We start from the raw sequence: 16,606 nt of genomic DNA on the forward strand, positions 1-16,606 counted from the left end.
CATTGTTATAAAAAAACTATTTATTTTAAAGGAGTCCTATCATGGCAGTATTTGAAAAAGTACAAGAAATTATCGTTGAAGAACTTGGAAAAGACGCATCAGAAGTAACACTTGAATCAACTTTTGATGATTTGGACGCTGATTCATTGGACTTGTTCCAAGTAATCTCAGAAATCGAAGATGCTTTTGATATCCAAATCGAAGCAGAAGATGACTTGAAAACAGTTGGTGACTTGGTTGCCTACGTTGAAGAGCAAACAAAATAATACTCAATGAAAATCAAAGAGCAAACTAGGAAGCTAGCCGCAGGCTGTACTTGAGTACGGCAAGGTGACGCTGACGTGGTTTGAATTTGATTTTCGAAGAGTATAAGCAGAATATAGATAGAAGGAGTAGGGAAACCCGCTCCCTCTTGTTTAGGCAATAGTTTGATTGTCAAATTATGACAGTATCGAACTATTACGTAAGCAAGAAACGATGGAGGCACTATGAAAACGCGTATTACAGAATTATTGAACATTGATTATCCTATCTTTCAAGGAGGAATGGCCTGGGTTGCTGATGGTGATTTAGCAGGGGCTGTTTCTAAAGCTGGAGGACTAGGGATTATCGGTGGGGGAAATGCCCCGAAAGAAGTTGTCAAGGCAAATATTGATAAGATCAAATCATTGACGGATAAACCCTTTGGTGTCAACATCATGCTCTTGTCTCCCTTTGTGGAAGATATTGTAGATCTCGTTATCGAGGAAGGTGTTAAGGTAGTGACAACAGGTGCAGGAAATCCTGGTAAATACATGGAACGTTTCCATGAAGCAGGGATTACAGTTATTCCTGTTGTACCAAGCGTTGCCCTAGCTAAACGAATGGAAAAAATTGGTGCGGACGCTGTTATCGCAGAAGGAATGGAAGCTGGGGGGCATATCGGTAAATTAACAACCATGACCTTGGTGCGACAGGTAGCCACAGCTGTATCTATTCCTGTTATTGCTGCAGGAGGAATTGCGGATGGTGAAGGTGCTGCGGCTGGCTTTATGCTAGGTGCAGAGGCTGTACAGGTGGGGACACGGTTTGTAGTTGCAAAAGAGTCGAATGCCCATCCAAACTACAAGGAGAAAATTTTAAAAGCAAGGGATATTGATACTACGATTTCAGCTCAGCACTTTGGTCATGCTGTTCGTGCTATTAAAAATCAGTTGACTAGAGATTTTGAACTGGCTGAAAAAGATGCCTTTAAGCAGGAAGATCCTGATTTAGAAATCTTTGAACAAATGGGAGCAGGCGCCCTAGCCAAAGCAGTTGTTCACGGTGATGTGGATGGTGGCTCTGTCATGGCAGGTCAAATCGCAGGGCTTGTTTCTAAAGAAGAAACAGCTGAAGAAATCCTAAAAGATTTGTATTACGGAGCAGCTAAGAAAATTCAAGAAGAAGCCTCTCGCTGGGCAGGAGTTGTAAGAAATGACTAAAACAGCCTTTTTATTTGCTGGTCAAGGTGCCCAGTATCTAGGGGTGGGACGGGATCTCTATGATCACTACCCTATTGTCAAAGAAACGATTGATCGAGCGAGTCAGGTGCTCGGTTATGATTTGCGTTATCTCATCGATAGGGAAGAAGACAAACTCAATCAGACCCGCTATACGCAACCAGCCATTCTAGCGACTTCGGTTGCTATCTACCGTTTATTGCAAGAAAAGGGCTATCAGCCTGATATGGTTGCTGGTTTATCTCTTGGAGAATACTCTGCCTTGGTGGCAAGCGGCGCCTTGGATTTTGAAGATGCGGTTGCCTTGGTAGCTAAGCGTGGAGCCTATATGGAAGAAGCGGCTCCTGCTGACTCTGGCAAGATGGTAGCAGTTCTCAATACGCCAGTAGAGGTCATTGAAGAAGCCTGTCAAAAAGCTTCTGAACTTGGAGTGGTTACTCCAGCCAACTATAACACACCTGCACAAATCGTCATTGCTGGAGAAGTGGTTGCAGTTGATCGAGCGGTTGAACTTTTGCAAGAAGCAGGTGCCAAACGCTTGATTCCTCTTAAGGTGTCAGGTCCCTTTCACACCGCTCTCCTTGAACCTGCTAGCCAGAAACTAGCTGAAACTCTAGCTCAGGTAAGTTTTTCAGATTTTACTTGTCCCCTAGTCGGCAATACAGAAGCTGCTGTGATGCAAAAAGAGGACATTGCTCAGCTCTTGACGCGTCAGGTCAAGGAACCCGTTCGTTTCTATGAAAGTATTGGGGTCATGCAAGAAGCAGGCATAAGCAACTTTATCGAGATTGGACCGGGGAAAGTCTTGTCAGGTTTTGTTAAAAAAATTGATCAAACTGCTCACTTAGCTCATGTGGAAGATCAAGCGAGTTTAGTAGCACTTTTAGAAAAATAGACTAAAATAAGTAGAAGTTTTGAAAGGAAAAAAATGAAACTAGAACATAAAAATATCTTTATTACAGGTTCGAGTCGTGGAATTGGTCTTGCCATCGCCCACAAGTTTGCTCAAGTAGGAGCCAACATTGTCTTAAACAGTCGTGGGGCAATCTCAGAAGAATTGCTTGCTGAGTTTTCAAACTATGGTATCAAGGTGGTTCCCATTTCAGGAGATGTATCAGATTTTGCAGACGCTAAGCGTATGATTGATCAAGCTATTGCAGAACTGGGTTCAGTAGATGTTTTGGTCAACAATGCAGGGATCACCCAAGATACTCTTATGCTTAAGATGACAGAAGCAGATTTTGAAAAAGTGCTCAAGGTCAATCTGACTGGTGCCTTTAATATGACACAATCAGTCTTGAAACCGATGATGAAAGCCAGAGAAGGTGCTATCATTAATATGTCTAGTGTTGTTGGTTTGATGGGGAATATTGGTCAAGCTAACTATGCTGCTTCTAAGGCTGGCTTGATTGGCTTTACCAAGTCTGTGGCACGCGAGGTCGCTAGTCGGAATATACGAGTCAATGTGATTGCTCCAGGAATGATTGAGTCTGATATGACAGCTATCTTATCAGATAAGATTAAGGAAGCTACACTAGCTCAGATTCCGATGAAAGAATTTGGGCAGGCAGAGCAGGTTGCAGATTTGACAGTATTTTTAGCAGGCCAAGATTATCTAACTGGTCAAGTGGTTGCCATTGATGGTGGCTTAAGTATGTAGCGAAAGCTAGAGGTGAAAAGAATGAAACTAAATCGAGTAGTGGTAACAGGTTATGGAGTAACATCTCCAATCGGAAATACGCCAGAAGAATTTTGGAATAGTTTAGCAACTGGGAAAATCGGCATTGGTGGCATTACAAAATTTGATCATAGTGACTTTGATGTTCATAATGCGGCAGAAATCCAAGATTTTCCGTTCGATAAATACTTTGTAAAAAAAGATACCAACCGTTTTGATAACTATTCTTTATATGCCTTGTATGCAGCCCAAGAGGCTGTAAATCATGCCAATCTTGATGTAGAGGCTCTTAATAGGGATCGTTTTGGTGTTATCGTTGCATCTGGTATTGGTGGAATCAAGGAAATTGAAGATCAGGTACTTCGCCTTCATGAAAAAGGGCCCAAACGTGTCAAACCAATGACTCTTCCAAAAGCTTTACCAAATATGGCTTCTGGGAATGTAGCCATGCGTTTTGGTGCAAACGGTGTTTGTAAATCTATCAATACTGCCTGCTCTTCATCAAATGATGCGATTGGGGATGCCTTCCGCTCTATTAAGTTTGGTTTCCAAGATGTGATGTTGGTGGGAGGAACAGAAGCTTCTATCACACCTTTTGCCATCGCTGGTTTCCAAGCCTTAACAGCTCTCTCTACTACAGAGGATCCAACTCGTGCTTCGATCCCATTTGATAAGGATCGCAATGGGTTTGTTATGGGTGAAGGTTCAGGGATGTTGGTTCTAGAAAGTCTTGAACACGCTGAAAAACGTGGAGCTACTATCCTGGCTGAAGTGGTTGGTTACGGAAATACTTGTGATGCCTACCACATGACTTCTCCACATCCAGAAGGTCAGGGAGCTATCAAGGCCATCAAACTAGCCTTGGAAGAAGCTGAGATTTCTCCAGAGCAAGTAGCCTATGTCAATGCTCACGGAACGTCAACTCCTGCCAATGAAAAAGGAGAAAGTGGTGCTATCGTAGCTGTTCTTGGTAAGGAAGTACCTGTATCATCAACCAAGTCTTTTACAGGACATTTGCTGGGGGCTGCGGGTGCAGTAGAAGCTATCGTCACCATCGAAGCTATGCGTCATAACTTTGTACCAATGACAGCTGGGACAAGTGAAGTATCAGATTATATCGAAGCTAATGTCGTTTATGGACAAGGCTTGGAGAAAGAAATTCCATACGCTATTTCAAATACTTTTGGTTTTGGAGGCCACAATGCAGTTCTTGCTTTCAAACGTTGGGAGAATAGATAAGTATGAATTTAAACGATATTAAAGACTTGATGACTCAATTTGACCAGTCAAGTTTGAGAGAATTTTCTTATAAAAATGGGACGGATGAGTTGCAGTTTAGCAAGAATGAAGCGAGACCTGTGCCTGAAGTTGCAACTCAAGTCGCTCCAGCACCCGTTCTAGCAACACCGAGTCCAGTAGCTCCTACATCTGCTCCAGCAGAGACTGTAGCAGAAGAAGTTCCAGCTCCAGCTGAAGCAAGTGTGGCTACTGAGGGAAATCTTGTAGAGAGTCCACTTGTTGGAGTGGTTTACTTGGCTGCTGGACCAGATAAACCTGCCTTCGTTACAGTTGGTGATAGTGTCAAAAAAGGTCAAACATTGGTCATTATCGAAGCCATGAAAGTCATGAATGAAATCCCAGCTCCTAAGGATGGTGTGGTAACGGAAATTCTCGTCTCTAACGAAGAAATGGTTGAGTTTGGTAAAGGATTGGTACGTATCAAATGATCGATATTCAAGGAATCAAAGAAGCCCTTCCCCACCGTTATCCTATGCTTCTAGTGGACCGTGTCTTGGAAGTGAGCGAGGATACCATTGTTGCTATCAAAAATGTGACCATCAACGAGCCTTTCTTTAACGGCCACTTTCCTCAATACCCAGTTATGCCAGGTGTTCTGATTATGGAAGCCTTGGCGCAAACTGCCGGTGTGTTGGAGTTGTCAAAACCTGAAAATAAAGGAAAACTGGTCTTTTACGCTGGTATGGACAAGGTTAAGTTCAAGAAGCAAGTTGTACCAGGCGACCAATTGGTTATGACAGCGACTTTTGTAAAACGTCGTGGCACCATAGCTGTGGTTGAAGCAAAGGCTGAAGTGGATGGCAAGCTTGCAGCCAGTGGTACCCTTACTTTTGCAATTGGGAACTAAGGAGGTTCTCCATGTTTCGAAAAATTTTAATTGCCAATCGTGGTGAAATTGCGGTTCGTATTATCCGTGCGGCACGTGAATTGGGGATTGCGACGGTAGCGGTTTATTCAACTGCTGATAAGGAAGCTCTTCATACGCTTTTGGCAGATGAAGCAGTTTGTATTGGTCCTGGCAAGGCAACAGAGTCTTATCTCAATATTAATGCAGTTCTATCAGCTGCAGTCTTGACTGAGGCAGAAGCTATTCACCCTGGTTTTGGATTTCTCAGTGAAAATTCCAAATTTGCGACCATGTGTGAAGAAGTAGGTATCAAGTTTATCGGTCCATCTGGTCATGTTATGGATATGATGGGGGATAAGATCAATGCGCGTGCTCAGATGATTAAAGCAGGTGTGCCTGTTATACCAGGTTCAGATGGAGAAGTGCATAACTCTGAAGAAGCTTTAATTGTTGCTGAAAAAATTGGCTATCCTGTTATGCTCAAGGCTTCAGCAGGTGGAGGTGGTAAAGGGATTCGTAAGGTTGAAAAACCAGATGACCTCGTTTCTGCCTTTGAAACTGCCTCTAGTGAGGCCAAGGCCAATTATGGCAATGGTGCCATGTACATAGAACGGGTTATCTATCCAGCTCGGCACATTGAGGTTCAAATCCTAGGTGATGAGCATGGACATGTGATTCACTTGGGTGAACGGGATTGTTCTCTTCAAAGGAATAACCAAAAGGTTTTGGAAGAAAGTCCCTCGATTGCAATCGGAAAAACGCTGCGTCATGAAATAGGTGCTGCTGCTGTTCGAGCGGCAGAGTTTGTTGGCTATGAGAATGCAGGAACCATTGAATTTCTTCTTGATGAAGCAAGTAGCAATTTCTATTTCATGGAGATGAATACTCGTGTTCAGGTAGAACATCCAGTAACAGAGTTTGTTTCAGGTGTTGATATCGTTAAGGAACAGATTTGCATTGCGGCAGGTCAGCCTTTGTCTGTTAAGCAAGAAGATATTGTCCTACGCGGTCATGCCATCGAGTGTCGTATCAATGCAGAAAACCCAGCCTTTAACTTTGCTCCAAGTCCAGGTAAGATTACTAATCTCTATCTGCCAAGTGGTGGAGTTGGCTTGCGCGTGGATTCAGCAGTTTATCCAGGTTATACCATTCCGCCTTATTATGATAGTATGATTGCCAAAATCATAGTACACGGCGAAAATCGTTTTGACGCCTTGATGAAAATGCAACGTGCCCTCTATGAATTAGAAATTGAAGGAGTGCAGACCAATGCAGATTTCCAGCTTGACCTCATTTCAGATCGCAATGTCATTGCTGGGGATTATGATACTTCCTTCTTGATGGAAACCTTCTTACCTAAATATCAAGAAAAAGAATAAAATGACTTTAAGAGTTTAAACCGAAAAGGGGAATCAATGGCTCTATTTAGTAAAAAAGATAAGTATATTCGAATCAATCCCAATCGTTCGGTTAGGGAAAAACCTCAAGCTAAGCCAGAGGTTCCAGATGAATTATTTTCCCAGTGTCCAGGCTGTAAGCATACCATTTATCAGAAGGATCTGGGAAGTGAGCGTATCTGTCCGCACTGTAGCTATACCTTTCGTATTTCTGCCCAAGAACGCTTGGCTTTGATGATTGATATGGGAACCTTCAAGGAATTGTTTACAGGGATTGAAAGCAAGGATCCCTTGCATTTCCCTGGTTATCAAAAGAAACTAGCAACTATGCGTGAAAAAACAGGTCTGGATGAAGCCGTTGTGACAGGAACAGCTCTTATAAAAGGTCAGACTGTGGCTCTTGGGATTATGGATTCTAACTTTATCATGGCTTCTATGGGTACGGTTGTAGGTGAAAAAATCACTCGTTTGTTTGAGTATGCGACTGTCGAAAAATTGCCAGTTGTCCTATTCACAGCCTCTGGTGGAGCCCGTATGCAGGAAGGAATCATGAGTCTCATGCAGATGGCTAAGATCTCTGCGGCGGTTAAACGCCATTCAAATGTTGGTCTCTTTTACCTGACCATTTTGACAGATCCAACGACTGGTGGTGTGACAGCTTCTTTCGCTATGGAAGGCGATATCATTCTGGCTGAACCACAGAGCTTGGTTGGTTTTGCTGGGCGTCGTGTGATTGAAAATACGGTTCGTGAAAGCTTGCCTGAGGATTTCCAAAAGGCAGAATTCCTATTAGAACATGGCTTTGTGGATGCTATTGTCAAAAGAAGAGACTTACCAGATATGATTGCTAGCCTAGTCAGATTGCATGGAGGGAGTCCTAGATGAATATTGCAAAAATAGTCAGAGAAGCGCGTGAGCAGAGTCGCTTGACAACCTTGGACTTTGCGACAGGCATTTTTGATGAATTTATCCAATTACATGGTGACCGTTCTTTTCGTGATGATGGTGCAGTTGTTGGTGGTATTGGTTGGCTTGGAGACCAAGCTGTAACAGTGGTTGGTATCCAAAAAGGCAAGAGTTTGCAAGACAACCTCAAACGGAATTTTGGCCAACCACATCCAGAAGGCTACCGAAAGGCACTGCGGTTGATGAAACAGGCTGAGAAATTTGGCCGTCCAGTTGTGACCTTTATCAATACAGCAGGTGCTTATCCTGGTGTCGGAGCGGAAGAACGTGGACAGGGAGAAGCTATTGCTCGCAATCTCATGGAAATGAGTGATTTGAAAGTTCCTATTATTGCCATCATTATCGGTGAAGGTGGTTCAGGTGGGGCTCTGGCTCTAGCCGTTGCGGACCGTGTTTGGATGCTGGAAAATTCTATCTATGCCATTCTCAGCCCAGAAGGCTTTGCTTCCATTCTATGGAAGGACGGCAGTCGTGCCATGGAAGCAGCAGAGTTGATGAAAATCACTTCACACGAACTGTTAGAAATGGACGTAGTAGACAAGGTGATTTCTGAAGCAGGACTTTCTAGCAAAGAACTGATTAAGAATGTTAAAAAAGAACTCCAAGCTGAGCTAGCTCTACTTTCACAAAAACCGTTAGAAGCGTTGTTGGAAGAGCGCTATCAACGGTTTAGAAAATACTAATACCTCAGAATACGCAAAAACTAGAACTGGCAGTTAGTTCTAGTTTTTATGTGGTTCTTACTCTGTGCAGAGGGGAAAGTCAAAAGGTGCCTGGAAGACCAAACACCTTTTTGATTATTCATTTTCTTCAGTTACAAATTGACTAAGCAATCCATTGATAAAACGGGCTGATTTTTGATCTGAAAAATTCTTGGCAAGTTCAATGGCTTCATTGACTGCTACCAGCTGAGGTGTATCAAATGATGTGATTTCAAAGATACCCAAGCGTAGTAAGTTTTTTTCGACCAAAGTCAAACGTTCAACTGTCCAGCCTGACTTGAGGTGCTGGTTGATTTGTTTATCCAACTCTTCTTTTTGAGCTTGGATACCAGAAACCAAGTTTAGAAGAAAGGCTGGGATTTGCACATCTGCATCTTCACGGTCATGTGTGTAGGCAAAGCGACAAGCCGTTTCCATATCTGTACCGAATTCAAGGCTCATAAGAGCTTGAAAAGCGCATTTACGAAGTTCGCGTCTAGATTCTAATAATGGACTAGTCATTGAGGAAGTCCTCGTTAAATAGATCTTTCAACTCAGGTTTTGGTGTTTTATCTGGAACGATTCCTGTAACATGGATATTGACAGCAGAAAGTTCCACATCAGCCATATCATGGACAGCATCTTTGACCGCTTTTTGAATAGCAAGAGCCACTTTTGGTACTTTCACACCGTACTCAAGGTAGAGGTAGATGTCAGCAGTTAGTTCTTCATTGCTTTCTTTTAAGTAGACACCACGACCAAGAGAGAGTTTTGATAGGGTGTCAGATACGGATTTATTTGAAAATGAGTGGACACCCTCAACTTTAGCAGTTGCGATGGCAATAATTTTTTCAAGTACACGTGGAGCGATAACGATTTCGCCAAATTGTTCTTCAATTCCCATAGAATGACCTCTTTCTAGAGATTAGGCACGAGAAACGTAAGTTCCTTCTGCAGTGTTGATGATCAATTTTTGTCCAGCTTCGATGAAGTCAGGAACGTTGACAACAAGTCCAGTTTCCATAGTTGCTGGTTTACCAGAACCTGTAACAGTAGCACCTTTGATAGATGGTTGTGTTTCAGCAACTGTCAATTCAACAGTAGTTGGTACAGTTACACCGATTACTTCAGTTCCGTAGAATTGGATTTTCACATCAGAGTTTTCAAGGATGTAAAGCAACTCATTTTCAACATTTACGACTGGTATTTCGTATTGGTCGTAAGTTTCAGTGTTCATGAAGTAGGCAGTTTCATCCATTTTGTACAAGTATTGAGCTGGAACAGTTTCGATAATAGCTTGTTCGAATTTTTCTTCTGGACGGTAGCTTGTATCAAATGTAGAACCAGTACGGACATCACGCAATTTCATACGCATGATTGTGTTCCCTTTACCTGGTTTGTGGTGGCTAGCTTCCAAAACGCGGATCAATTTTCCGTCTGCAGTTTCAAATGTCATACCAGCTTTCAATTTGCTTGCTTCAATCATGTTTTTACCTCTTTAATAAATATTATTACTCTTCATTTTACCATAAAATCTTCTGGAAATAAAGCCAAAATAGTTATTGGGAGATGGTAGGGGAGAAAAAACCAACCTCAAGGCTGGTTTCTTTTACATATTAATCTTCTTTCAACTTCGCCAATTCCTGTGCAAGTAGTTTAAGGGCAACTTGTGGGTTGGCTTGGCCTTTGGTTGCCTTCATAAGGAATCCTGTAAAGGCCTTGTCGGCGTTACGTTTGCCTGACTTGAAGTCGGCAACAGCAGCTTCGTTATCGGCAAAGACTTGGTGGATGATTGGGATCAAGATAGCTGGATCTGAAATTTGAACCATACCTGCTTTTTCCACGTATTCACGCGCGCCACCGCCATTTTTAGCTAGATGGACAAAGACTTTCTTGGCAATCTTAGATGAAATAGTACCGTCTTCGATGATGGCAATCATTTCAACCAAGTTTTCTGGTGTCAATTCGATTTGTTCCAGTGTTTTACCTTCAGCATTCAAGAACTGAGCGACTTCCCCTTGGAGCCAGTTAGAGATTTGTTTGGCATCACCACCTAGGGCAACAGCTTTTTCAAAGAAGTCAGAAGTGACTTTATTAGCAGTCAACTGACTAGCATCGTAGTCTGATAAACCAAGGTCAGATACATAACGCGCACGACGTTCTTTTGGAAACTCTGGCAACTCAGTCCGCATTTCCTCAATCCACTCGTCTGAGATTTCAAAGAGGGGTAGGTCTGGTTCTGGGAAGTAGCGGTAGTCAGCAGCCCCTTCCTTGACACGCATGAGGATGGTTGCTTTATTCGCTTCATCGTAACGGCGTGTTTCTTGGCGGATTTGACCACCTGAGCGAAGAATTTCAGCCTGGCGTTGGACTTCGTATTCAAGACCTTTACGAACGTTTGAGAAGGAATTGAGGTTTTTCAACTCAGTCTTGGTACCGAATTTTTCTTGACCATAAGGACGAAGAGAAATATTGGCATCCACACGCATAGAACCTTCTTCCATCTTAACGTCAGAAATACCAGCGTACTGGATAACTTCCTTGAGGGCTGTCAGATAAGCGTAGGCTTCTTCTGGCGAACGCATATCGGCTTCAGATACAATCTCAATCAAAGGTACCCCTTGGCGGTTAAGGTCAACGTAAGAGTAGCCGTCTGTACCGTGGGTGTTTTTACCAGCGTCTTCCTCTAGGTGGGCGCGTTCGATACCAATTTTCTTAGTCGTACCGTCTTCTAGTTCGACTTCAATCCAGCCGTTGTAGCCGATTGGCTCATCAAACTGAGAAATTTGGTAGGCCTTTGGATTATCAGGATAGAAGTAGTTCTTGCGGTCAAAGTGCATCTTTTTGTGGATGTCCATATTGAGGGCAAGAGCAGCCTTGATACCAGCATCGACAACACCTTTATTGAGAACTGGCAGAACTCCTGGGAAAGACCAGTCAATCACGTTAGTGTTGGCATTCTGGTCATTTCCAAAGTGGGCAGAAGTAGGTGAGAAGATTTTTGAATTGGTGTTGAGCTCTACGTGGACTTCAAGTCCAATGACTGTTTCAAAGTTCATTAGTTGTTACCTCCAAAAATCACGGGTTGTTGTTTGTGGTAGTCTGTTGTCGCTTCAAAAGCAGCGGCAGCTTGGTAAATGGTTTCCTCAGAGTACTTAGGACCAATTAATTGCAGACCGACAGGGAGACCTTGAGAGAATCCAGCAGGAATCGAAATTCCAGGGAAACCTGCTAAGTTTACAGGTATGGTCAAGAGGTCAGCCAAGTACATGGAAACTGGGTCATGGTTGAGAGAATCCAAGTCATAGGCAACACTTGGAGCAGTTGGGCCCAAAATCAAGTCGTAATTTGCGAAGACTTTTTCGAAATCTTGGATGATAAGGGTACGGACCTGTCCAGCCTTCTTATAGTAGGCATCGTAGTAACCTGATGAAAGGCTGAAAGTACCTAGCATGATACGGCGTTTCACTTCTTCACCGAAACCTTGGCTACGGCTGTTTACATAGATTTCATCAAGATTAGTCGCATCTTCTGCGCGGTAGCCGTAACGGATACCATCAAAACGTTGCAAGTTTGATGAAGCTTCTGATGAAGCGATGATGTAATAAACGGCAACACCGTATTTAGAGTGAGGAAGGCTGACTTCTTCGACGATAGCACCCAATTTTTCAAAGTGTTTGGCCGCGTTTAAGATTGTTTCCTTAACCTCTGGATCGATTCCTTCGCCTAGGTATTCCTTAGGCAAAGCAATTTTCATGCCCTTGATGTCTTGGCCGATTTTTGAAGTAAAGTCGGCGATGCGGACAGGAGCAGAAGTAGAGTCTTTAGCATCTTCGCTGGCAATAGCGTTGAGCAAGAGGGCATTTTCCTTAACAGTTGGTGCGAAAGGTCCGATTTGGTCTAATGAGCTACCGAAGGCAATGAGACCGAAACGAGAAACTGTTCCGTAGGTTGGTTTGAGACCAACGATCCCGTTGAAGGCAGCAGGTTGGCGGATGGAACCACCCGTATCAGAACCAAGTGACAAGCGGACTTGTCCTGAGGCTACAGCTGCAGCTGAACCACTTGATGAACCACCAGGAACCTTGCTGTGGTCCCAAGCATTTTTAGTTGCACCGTAGTGAGAAGTTTCACCTGAACCACCCATGGCAAATTCGTCCATGTTGGTTTTTCCGACAACAATCATACCTTTAGCTTTGGCATTAGCAACGGCTGTCGCATCAAAGATAGGCTCGTAGTTGTAGAGCATTTTTGAGGCAGCAGTTGTGAGAATACCGTCTGTAGAGATGTTATCCTTAACTGCAAGTGGAATTCCTGAAAGGACATTGTCAGTGTCAATTCCAGTTTCATCAATAGCTTTAGCTTGAGCAAGGGCTTGCTCCTCAGCGATGGTAACAAAAGCGTTAATAGCTGTCTCGCGAGACTTGATATCTTCAAGCGTAGCTTGTGTCAATTCTGTTGCTGAAATTTCCTTAGAAACAAGGAGATTGTGCAACTCTTCAATGGTTTTATTGTTGAAAGTCATTAGGTATCTCCTCCATCGTCTAGGATAGCTGGTACCTTGATATAATAGTTATCTTTTTCAGGTACGTTTTTAAACAAGCGATCGCGGTCTGTTCCTTCTTCGGCCACATCAGGTCGGAGTACAGTCTTGCGGTCAGCCATAGTTGTAGTTGGTGCGACACCAGTTGTGTCAACTTCGCCTAGCAACTCAACCATGTCAACAATCTTAGACAAGGTAGTCGCAAAGGCAGCAGTTTCTTCTTCAGAGAATCTTAATTTTGAAAGATTGGCAACGTGTGTTACCTCTTCTTGCGTAATTTTCATCTTGCATCCTTTCGTGAAATGATGATTTTTAGTCTGTTCTATTTTACCATATTTTCCTATAAATAAGGGAGGGATAAGTGAAAAGAAATAGAAATTGAAAAAAATGCTAAAATCCGATATAATGGAGTGTTGAAAGGAATGGTAAAATCCAATGTAAAAATCATTCTTAGCTATCGAAACAAGAAAAATAGAGAATCAAAGAAAGAGAACTTATGAATATTCAAGAAGAAATTAAGAAACGCCGTACCTTTGCCATCATCTCCCACCCTGACGCGGGGAAAACTACTATTACTGAGCAGTTGCTCTACTTTGGGGGCGAGATTCGTGAGGCTGGTACGGTTAAAGGAAAGAAAACAGGGACTTTTGCCAAGTCTGACTGGATGGATATCGAGAAGCAACGTGGGATTTCGGTTACTTCATCTGTTATGCAGTTTGACTACGATGGCAAGCGCGTGAATATCCTAGACACACCAGGGCACGAGGACTTCTCAGAAGATACTTATCGTACCTTGATGGCGGTGGATGCTGCGGTCATGGTCGTGGACTCTGCCAAGGGTATCGAGGCGCAGACAAAGAAATTGTTTGAAGTTGTCAAACACCGTGGTATTCCAGTCTTTACCTTTATGAACAAGCTAGACCGTGACGGTCGTGAGCCACTGGACCTCTTGCAAGAATTGGAAGAAGTCTTGGGTATTGCGAGCTATCCGATGAACTGGCCAATCGGGATGGGGAAAGCTTTTGAAGGGCTCTATGACCTCTATAACCAACGCTTGGAGCTCTATAAGGGGGATGAGCGTTTTGCCAGTTTAGAAGATGGGGACAAGCTTTTTAGCAGCAATCCTTTCTACGAGCAGGTAAAAGATGATATTGAACTTTTAAATGAAGCTGGAAATGAGTTTTCAGAGGAAGCTATCCTTGCTGGAGAATTGACACCTGTCTTCTTCGGTTCGGCTTTGACAAATTTTGGTGTGCAGACCTTCCTTGAGACTTTCCTTAAGTTTGCTCCAGAACCACATGGACACAAGAAAACAGATGGCGAAATTGTGGATCCTTACGACAAGGATTTTTCAGGATTTGTCTTTAAAATCCAAGCCAATATGGACCCTCGTCACCGTGACCGCATTGCCTTTGTCCGTATCGTATCTGGTGAATTTGAGCGCGGTATGAGTGTTAACCTGCCTCGTACTGGTAAGGGGGCTAAACTGTCGAATGTGACTCAGTTTATGGTGGAAAGTCGTGAGAATGTAACCAATGCCGTGGCAGGTGATATCATCGGGGTTTACGATACAGGTACTTATCAGGTTGGTGACACTTTGACAGTTGGAAAAAACAAGTTTGAGTTTGAACCGCTGCCAACCTTTACTCCTGAAATTTTCATGAAAGTATCTGCTAAGAACGTTATGAAACAAAAATCTTTCCACAAGGGAATCGAGCAATTGGTGCAAGAAGGAGCTATTCAGCTTTATAAGAATTACCAAACAGGCGAGTACATGCTGGGAGCTGTTGGTCAACTTCAGTTTGAAGTCTTTAAGCACCGTATGGAAGGCGAGTACAATGCAGAAGTGGTCATGAGCCCAATGGGTAAAAAGACCGTTCGTTGGATTAAACCTGAGGACTTGGATGAACGCATGTCATCAAGCCGCAATATCTTGGCTAAAGACCGTTTCGACCAATCAGTCTTTCTCTTTGAAAATGACTTTGCTCTCCGTTGGTTTGCGGACAAGTATCCAGATGTAGAGTTGGAAGAGAAGATGTGACTCAGTACCAACAATTGGAACTAAAGTTCCTAATTGTTGGACGCTAGTCGCTATTTGGCGAACTAGCTAATTGCCTCACTAACTGAGTTTTACAAATGGAATTGATTTGTAAAACTCAGTGTCGTAGTTCAGTAAATTTATTTGATTGTGTAACAATCTAAGTAACTAACGAGTCTGGGACAAAAGTCTAACCTTAAATATAAAAAGCGAACAAAACAAGTTATCTGACACTCAGAATTCTGTTTTGTTTGCTTTTTTGTCTAATCTATCGATTTTAAAAACTTATAATAAAGAATTCATAAAATCAAAATCTTTTTGTCCCAGACTCTAGGCGCTCCACTAGTAAAGTTTTACGAATAATATCGATTCGTAAAACTTTACGTCGTAACTGGTAGTGAGCGGTCTAGCTAACTGCCTCACTAACTACGTTTGGCAAATAGAATCGATTGGTCAAACTACGTGTCGTAGTATAACAATCGGCTTACCTAAACGCTTCACTAGGAAAAATCCACGAATAATATTGATTCGTGGATTTTTCCGTTGTAGCAGAAAGTAGGTAGCCTAGCTAACTGCCTTACTAACTACGTTTGGCAAATGAAATCGATTTGTAAAACTCCGTGTCGTAATGTAAAAATTGTAAACCGTAATGAGACTTCATCTAAAATCTCCACTGGTATGGTTTTACGAACGAATAGGCGAAAATAATGGTTACGTAGAAACATATGATGGGAATAAAAAGAAATAAGATAAAGAGTGAAAGAAGAGAAAAAAGCGATTGTCTTAGGTGCAGATAATGCTTATATGGATAAAGTTGAAACAACAATAAAATCTCTTTGTGTTCATCATTATAATCTTAAGTTTTATGTTTTTAATGATGACCTTCCGCGAGAATGGTTCCAATTGATGGAAAAAAGACTAGAGACTTTGAATAGTGAGATTGTGAATGTTTAGATTGACAGTAGTATTCTGAAAGGTTATCGTCTCCCCTTTGAGGGACTTTCATATGCGGTTTTTTTAGGTATTTTATTCCAAAGTATGTAAGCGAGTCTCGTGTACTGTATTTGGATTTAGATATTGTTGTAAGAAAATCGATAGATGAGCTGTGGGATTTGGACTTGACGGCTATACCCTTAGCTGCAGTTAGAGATGATTTTTATACACATAATTTTAATTCTGGTGTTCTGTTAATCAACAATGGTATGTGGAGAGCAGAAAATGTCACGCAAGACCTGATTTAAGACACAAATAAAAAATCTTCCAATTCTCTGTTTCCGTGTCTGAAGGTTTCTTTTCCTTTCTGTTGATAGACTAGTAGCAGACGATTGATTTGTCTTTCAGAAAGATTAAGTTCGACACAGGCTTGTTTCTTTGTTTTCTTTCCTTGGGCAATAGCTGTTATAGTCATTTAGTTTTAACAAAGCGTTCCAAACATTCAAAAATAGTTGGGACTTCCCTTAATAAATCTGTTACTTTCTTTTTCAAGATAGCCCAAGCTTACTCAATAGGATTCAAATCTGGTGAATAAGGCGGTAGAGGTAAGAAAAAGTGTTTATCTTGGATGCAGAGTTCATCCAAAATGTTCTTGGGATCAAAACTAGCATTGTCCATGATAATAACATGAGGTGTCTTCAAAGCAGGCAGGAGTTGCGTTTT

At 42.4% G+C, this 16,606-nt stretch carries 19 protein-coding genes and 2 pseudogenes; 13 read left to right on the top strand and 8 right to left on the bottom strand.

Going from position 1 to position 16,606, the window contains the following annotated elements:
* The first annotated feature begins 41 nt into the window (after window positions 1-41).
* The 10 genes from HT719_RS03565 to HT719_RS03610 all read left to right on the top strand — a co-directional run bounded on the left by HT719_RS03565 (window position 42) and on the right by HT719_RS03610 (window position 8,351).
* The gene (locus HT719_RS03565) at window positions 42-266 is read left to right on the top strand and encodes an acyl carrier protein (RefSeq protein ID WP_000257838.1); all 225 of its coding nucleotides are present in this window, start codon (window positions 42-44) and stop codon (window positions 264-266) included.
* Between the two features lie 222 nt (window positions 267-488).
* Window positions 489-1,463 (top strand): enoyl-[acyl-carrier-protein] reductase FabK, encoded by a 975-nt coding sequence (gene fabK / locus HT719_RS03570; RefSeq protein WP_166730714.1) that lies wholly within the window; start codon window positions 489-491, stop codon window positions 1,461-1,463.
* Window positions 1,456-2,376 carry an ACP S-malonyltransferase gene (gene fabD, locus HT719_RS03575; protein ID WP_023933124.1) on the top strand — a complete coding sequence of 307 codons (921 nt, stop codon included), beginning with the start codon at window positions 1,456-1,458 and terminating at the stop codon, window positions 2,374-2,376. Before fabK ends, fabD begins: the two co-directional genes overlap by 8 nt.
* A 33-nt stretch (window positions 2,377-2,409) precedes the next feature.
* Window positions 2,410-3,141, top strand: a complete 732-nt coding sequence (fabG, locus tag HT719_RS03580) for a 3-oxoacyl-[acyl-carrier-protein] reductase (RefSeq protein WP_050200973.1) — start codon at window positions 2,410-2,412, stop codon at window positions 3,139-3,141.
* A gap of 21 nt (window positions 3,142-3,162) precedes the next feature.
* A complete protein-coding gene (gene fabF / locus HT719_RS03585; RefSeq protein WP_000774063.1) occupies window positions 3,163-4,398 on the top strand; it encodes a beta-ketoacyl-ACP synthase II in 1,236 nt (411 codons plus the stop codon).
* Window positions 4,399-4,400: 2 nt separating this feature from the next.
* A complete protein-coding gene (gene accB, locus HT719_RS03590; RefSeq protein ID WP_001052244.1) occupies window positions 4,401-4,886 on the top strand; it encodes an acetyl-CoA carboxylase biotin carboxyl carrier protein in 486 nt (161 codons plus the stop codon).
* The gene (fabZ, locus tag HT719_RS03595) at window positions 4,883-5,305 is read left to right on the top strand and encodes a 3-hydroxyacyl-ACP dehydratase FabZ (protein WP_000565515.1); all 423 of its coding nucleotides are present in this window, start codon (window positions 4,883-4,885) and stop codon (window positions 5,303-5,305) included. Before accB ends, fabZ begins: the two co-directional genes overlap by 4 nt.
* Before the next feature lie 11 nt (window positions 5,306-5,316).
* Window positions 5,317-6,684 carry an acetyl-CoA carboxylase biotin carboxylase subunit gene (gene accC / locus HT719_RS03600; RefSeq protein ID WP_000488675.1) on the top strand — a complete coding sequence of 456 codons (1,368 nt, stop codon included), beginning with the start codon at window positions 5,317-5,319 and terminating at the stop codon, window positions 6,682-6,684.
* Between the two features lie 36 nt (window positions 6,685-6,720).
* Window positions 6,721-7,587, top strand: coding sequence for an acetyl-CoA carboxylase, carboxyltransferase subunit beta (gene accD, locus HT719_RS03605; protein ID WP_172928259.1), 867 nt, complete (start codon window positions 6,721-6,723; stop codon window positions 7,585-7,587).
* The gene (locus tag HT719_RS03610; RefSeq protein ID WP_050261419.1) at window positions 7,584-8,351 is read left to right on the top strand and encodes an acetyl-CoA carboxylase carboxyl transferase subunit alpha; all 768 of its coding nucleotides are present in this window, start codon (window positions 7,584-7,586) and stop codon (window positions 8,349-8,351) included. Before accD ends, HT719_RS03610 begins: the two co-directional genes overlap by 4 nt.
* Before the next feature lie 114 nt (window positions 8,352-8,465).
* Here the strand turns inward: HT719_RS03610 and nusB are convergent, their stop codons facing one another.
* The 6 genes from nusB to gatC form a co-directional block, all read right to left on the bottom strand.
* Window positions 8,466-8,891 carry a transcription antitermination factor NusB gene (gene nusB / locus HT719_RS03615; RefSeq protein ID WP_000203641.1) on the bottom strand — a complete coding sequence of 142 codons (426 nt, stop codon included), beginning with the start codon at window positions 8,889-8,891 and terminating at the stop codon, window positions 8,466-8,468.
* A complete protein-coding gene (locus HT719_RS03620; protein ID WP_000510576.1) occupies window positions 8,884-9,273 on the bottom strand; it encodes an Asp23/Gls24 family envelope stress response protein in 390 nt (129 codons plus the stop codon). The genes nusB and HT719_RS03620 overlap by 8 nt, the downstream gene beginning before the upstream one ends.
* 21 nt (window positions 9,274-9,294) lie before the next feature.
* Entirely contained in the window at window positions 9,295-9,855 is a 561-nt protein-coding gene (gene efp / locus HT719_RS03625) for an elongation factor P (RefSeq protein WP_000568643.1), read from the bottom strand.
* Between the two features lie 130 nt (window positions 9,856-9,985).
* Window positions 9,986-11,428, bottom strand: coding sequence for an Asp-tRNA(Asn)/Glu-tRNA(Gln) amidotransferase subunit GatB (gatB, locus tag HT719_RS03630; RefSeq protein WP_172928261.1), 1,443 nt, complete (start codon window positions 11,426-11,428; stop codon window positions 9,986-9,988).
* Complete coding sequence (gene gatA / locus HT719_RS03635) at window positions 11,428-12,894, bottom strand: Asp-tRNA(Asn)/Glu-tRNA(Gln) amidotransferase subunit GatA (protein ID WP_172928262.1); 1,467 nt, start codon at window positions 12,892-12,894, stop codon at window positions 11,428-11,430. The genes gatB and gatA overlap by 1 nt, the downstream gene beginning before the upstream one ends.
* Window positions 12,894-13,196: an Asp-tRNA(Asn)/Glu-tRNA(Gln) amidotransferase subunit GatC gene (gene gatC, locus HT719_RS03640; RefSeq protein ID WP_138027468.1), complete on the bottom strand. Its 303-nt coding sequence runs from the start codon at window positions 13,194-13,196 to the stop codon at window positions 12,894-12,896. Before gatC ends, gatA begins: the two co-directional genes overlap by 1 nt.
* Window positions 13,197-13,408: 212 nt before the next feature.
* Here gatC and HT719_RS03645 point away from each other — a divergent pair, with 212 nt between their 5' ends.
* From HT719_RS03645 to HT719_RS03655, 3 genes are all read left to right on the top strand, one after another.
* Window positions 13,409-14,953 (top strand): peptide chain release factor 3, encoded by a 1,545-nt coding sequence (locus HT719_RS03645; protein ID WP_172922135.1) that lies wholly within the window; start codon window positions 13,409-13,411, stop codon window positions 14,951-14,953.
* Between the two features lie 753 nt (window positions 14,954-15,706).
* Window positions 15,707-15,904: a hypothetical protein gene (locus HT719_RS03650; protein ID WP_001808557.1), complete on the top strand. Its 198-nt coding sequence runs from the start codon at window positions 15,707-15,709 to the stop codon at window positions 15,902-15,904.
* Between the two features lie 110 nt (window positions 15,905-16,014).
* Window positions 16,015-16,191, top strand: coding sequence for a glycosyltransferase (locus tag HT719_RS03655; RefSeq protein WP_001816247.1), 177 nt, complete (start codon window positions 16,015-16,017; stop codon window positions 16,189-16,191).
* 26 nt (window positions 16,192-16,217) lie between these two features.
* Here HT719_RS03655 and HT719_RS03660 read toward each other — a convergent pair.
* Both HT719_RS03660 and HT719_RS11525 read right to left on the bottom strand, forming a co-directional pair.
* A pseudogene (locus HT719_RS03660) lies at window positions 16,218-16,358 on the bottom strand (helix-turn-helix domain-containing protein); the annotation flags it as partial.
* Window positions 16,355-16,606: pseudogene (locus HT719_RS11525) on the bottom strand (transposase); the annotation flags it as partial. The pseudogenes HT719_RS11525 and HT719_RS03660, both read right to left, overlap by 4 nt.

The sequence above is a fragment of the Streptococcus sp. k-378 genome (assembly GCF_013277505.1).
Classification (GTDB): Bacteria; Bacillota; Bacilli; order Lactobacillales; family Streptococcaceae; genus Streptococcus; species Streptococcus pseudopneumoniae.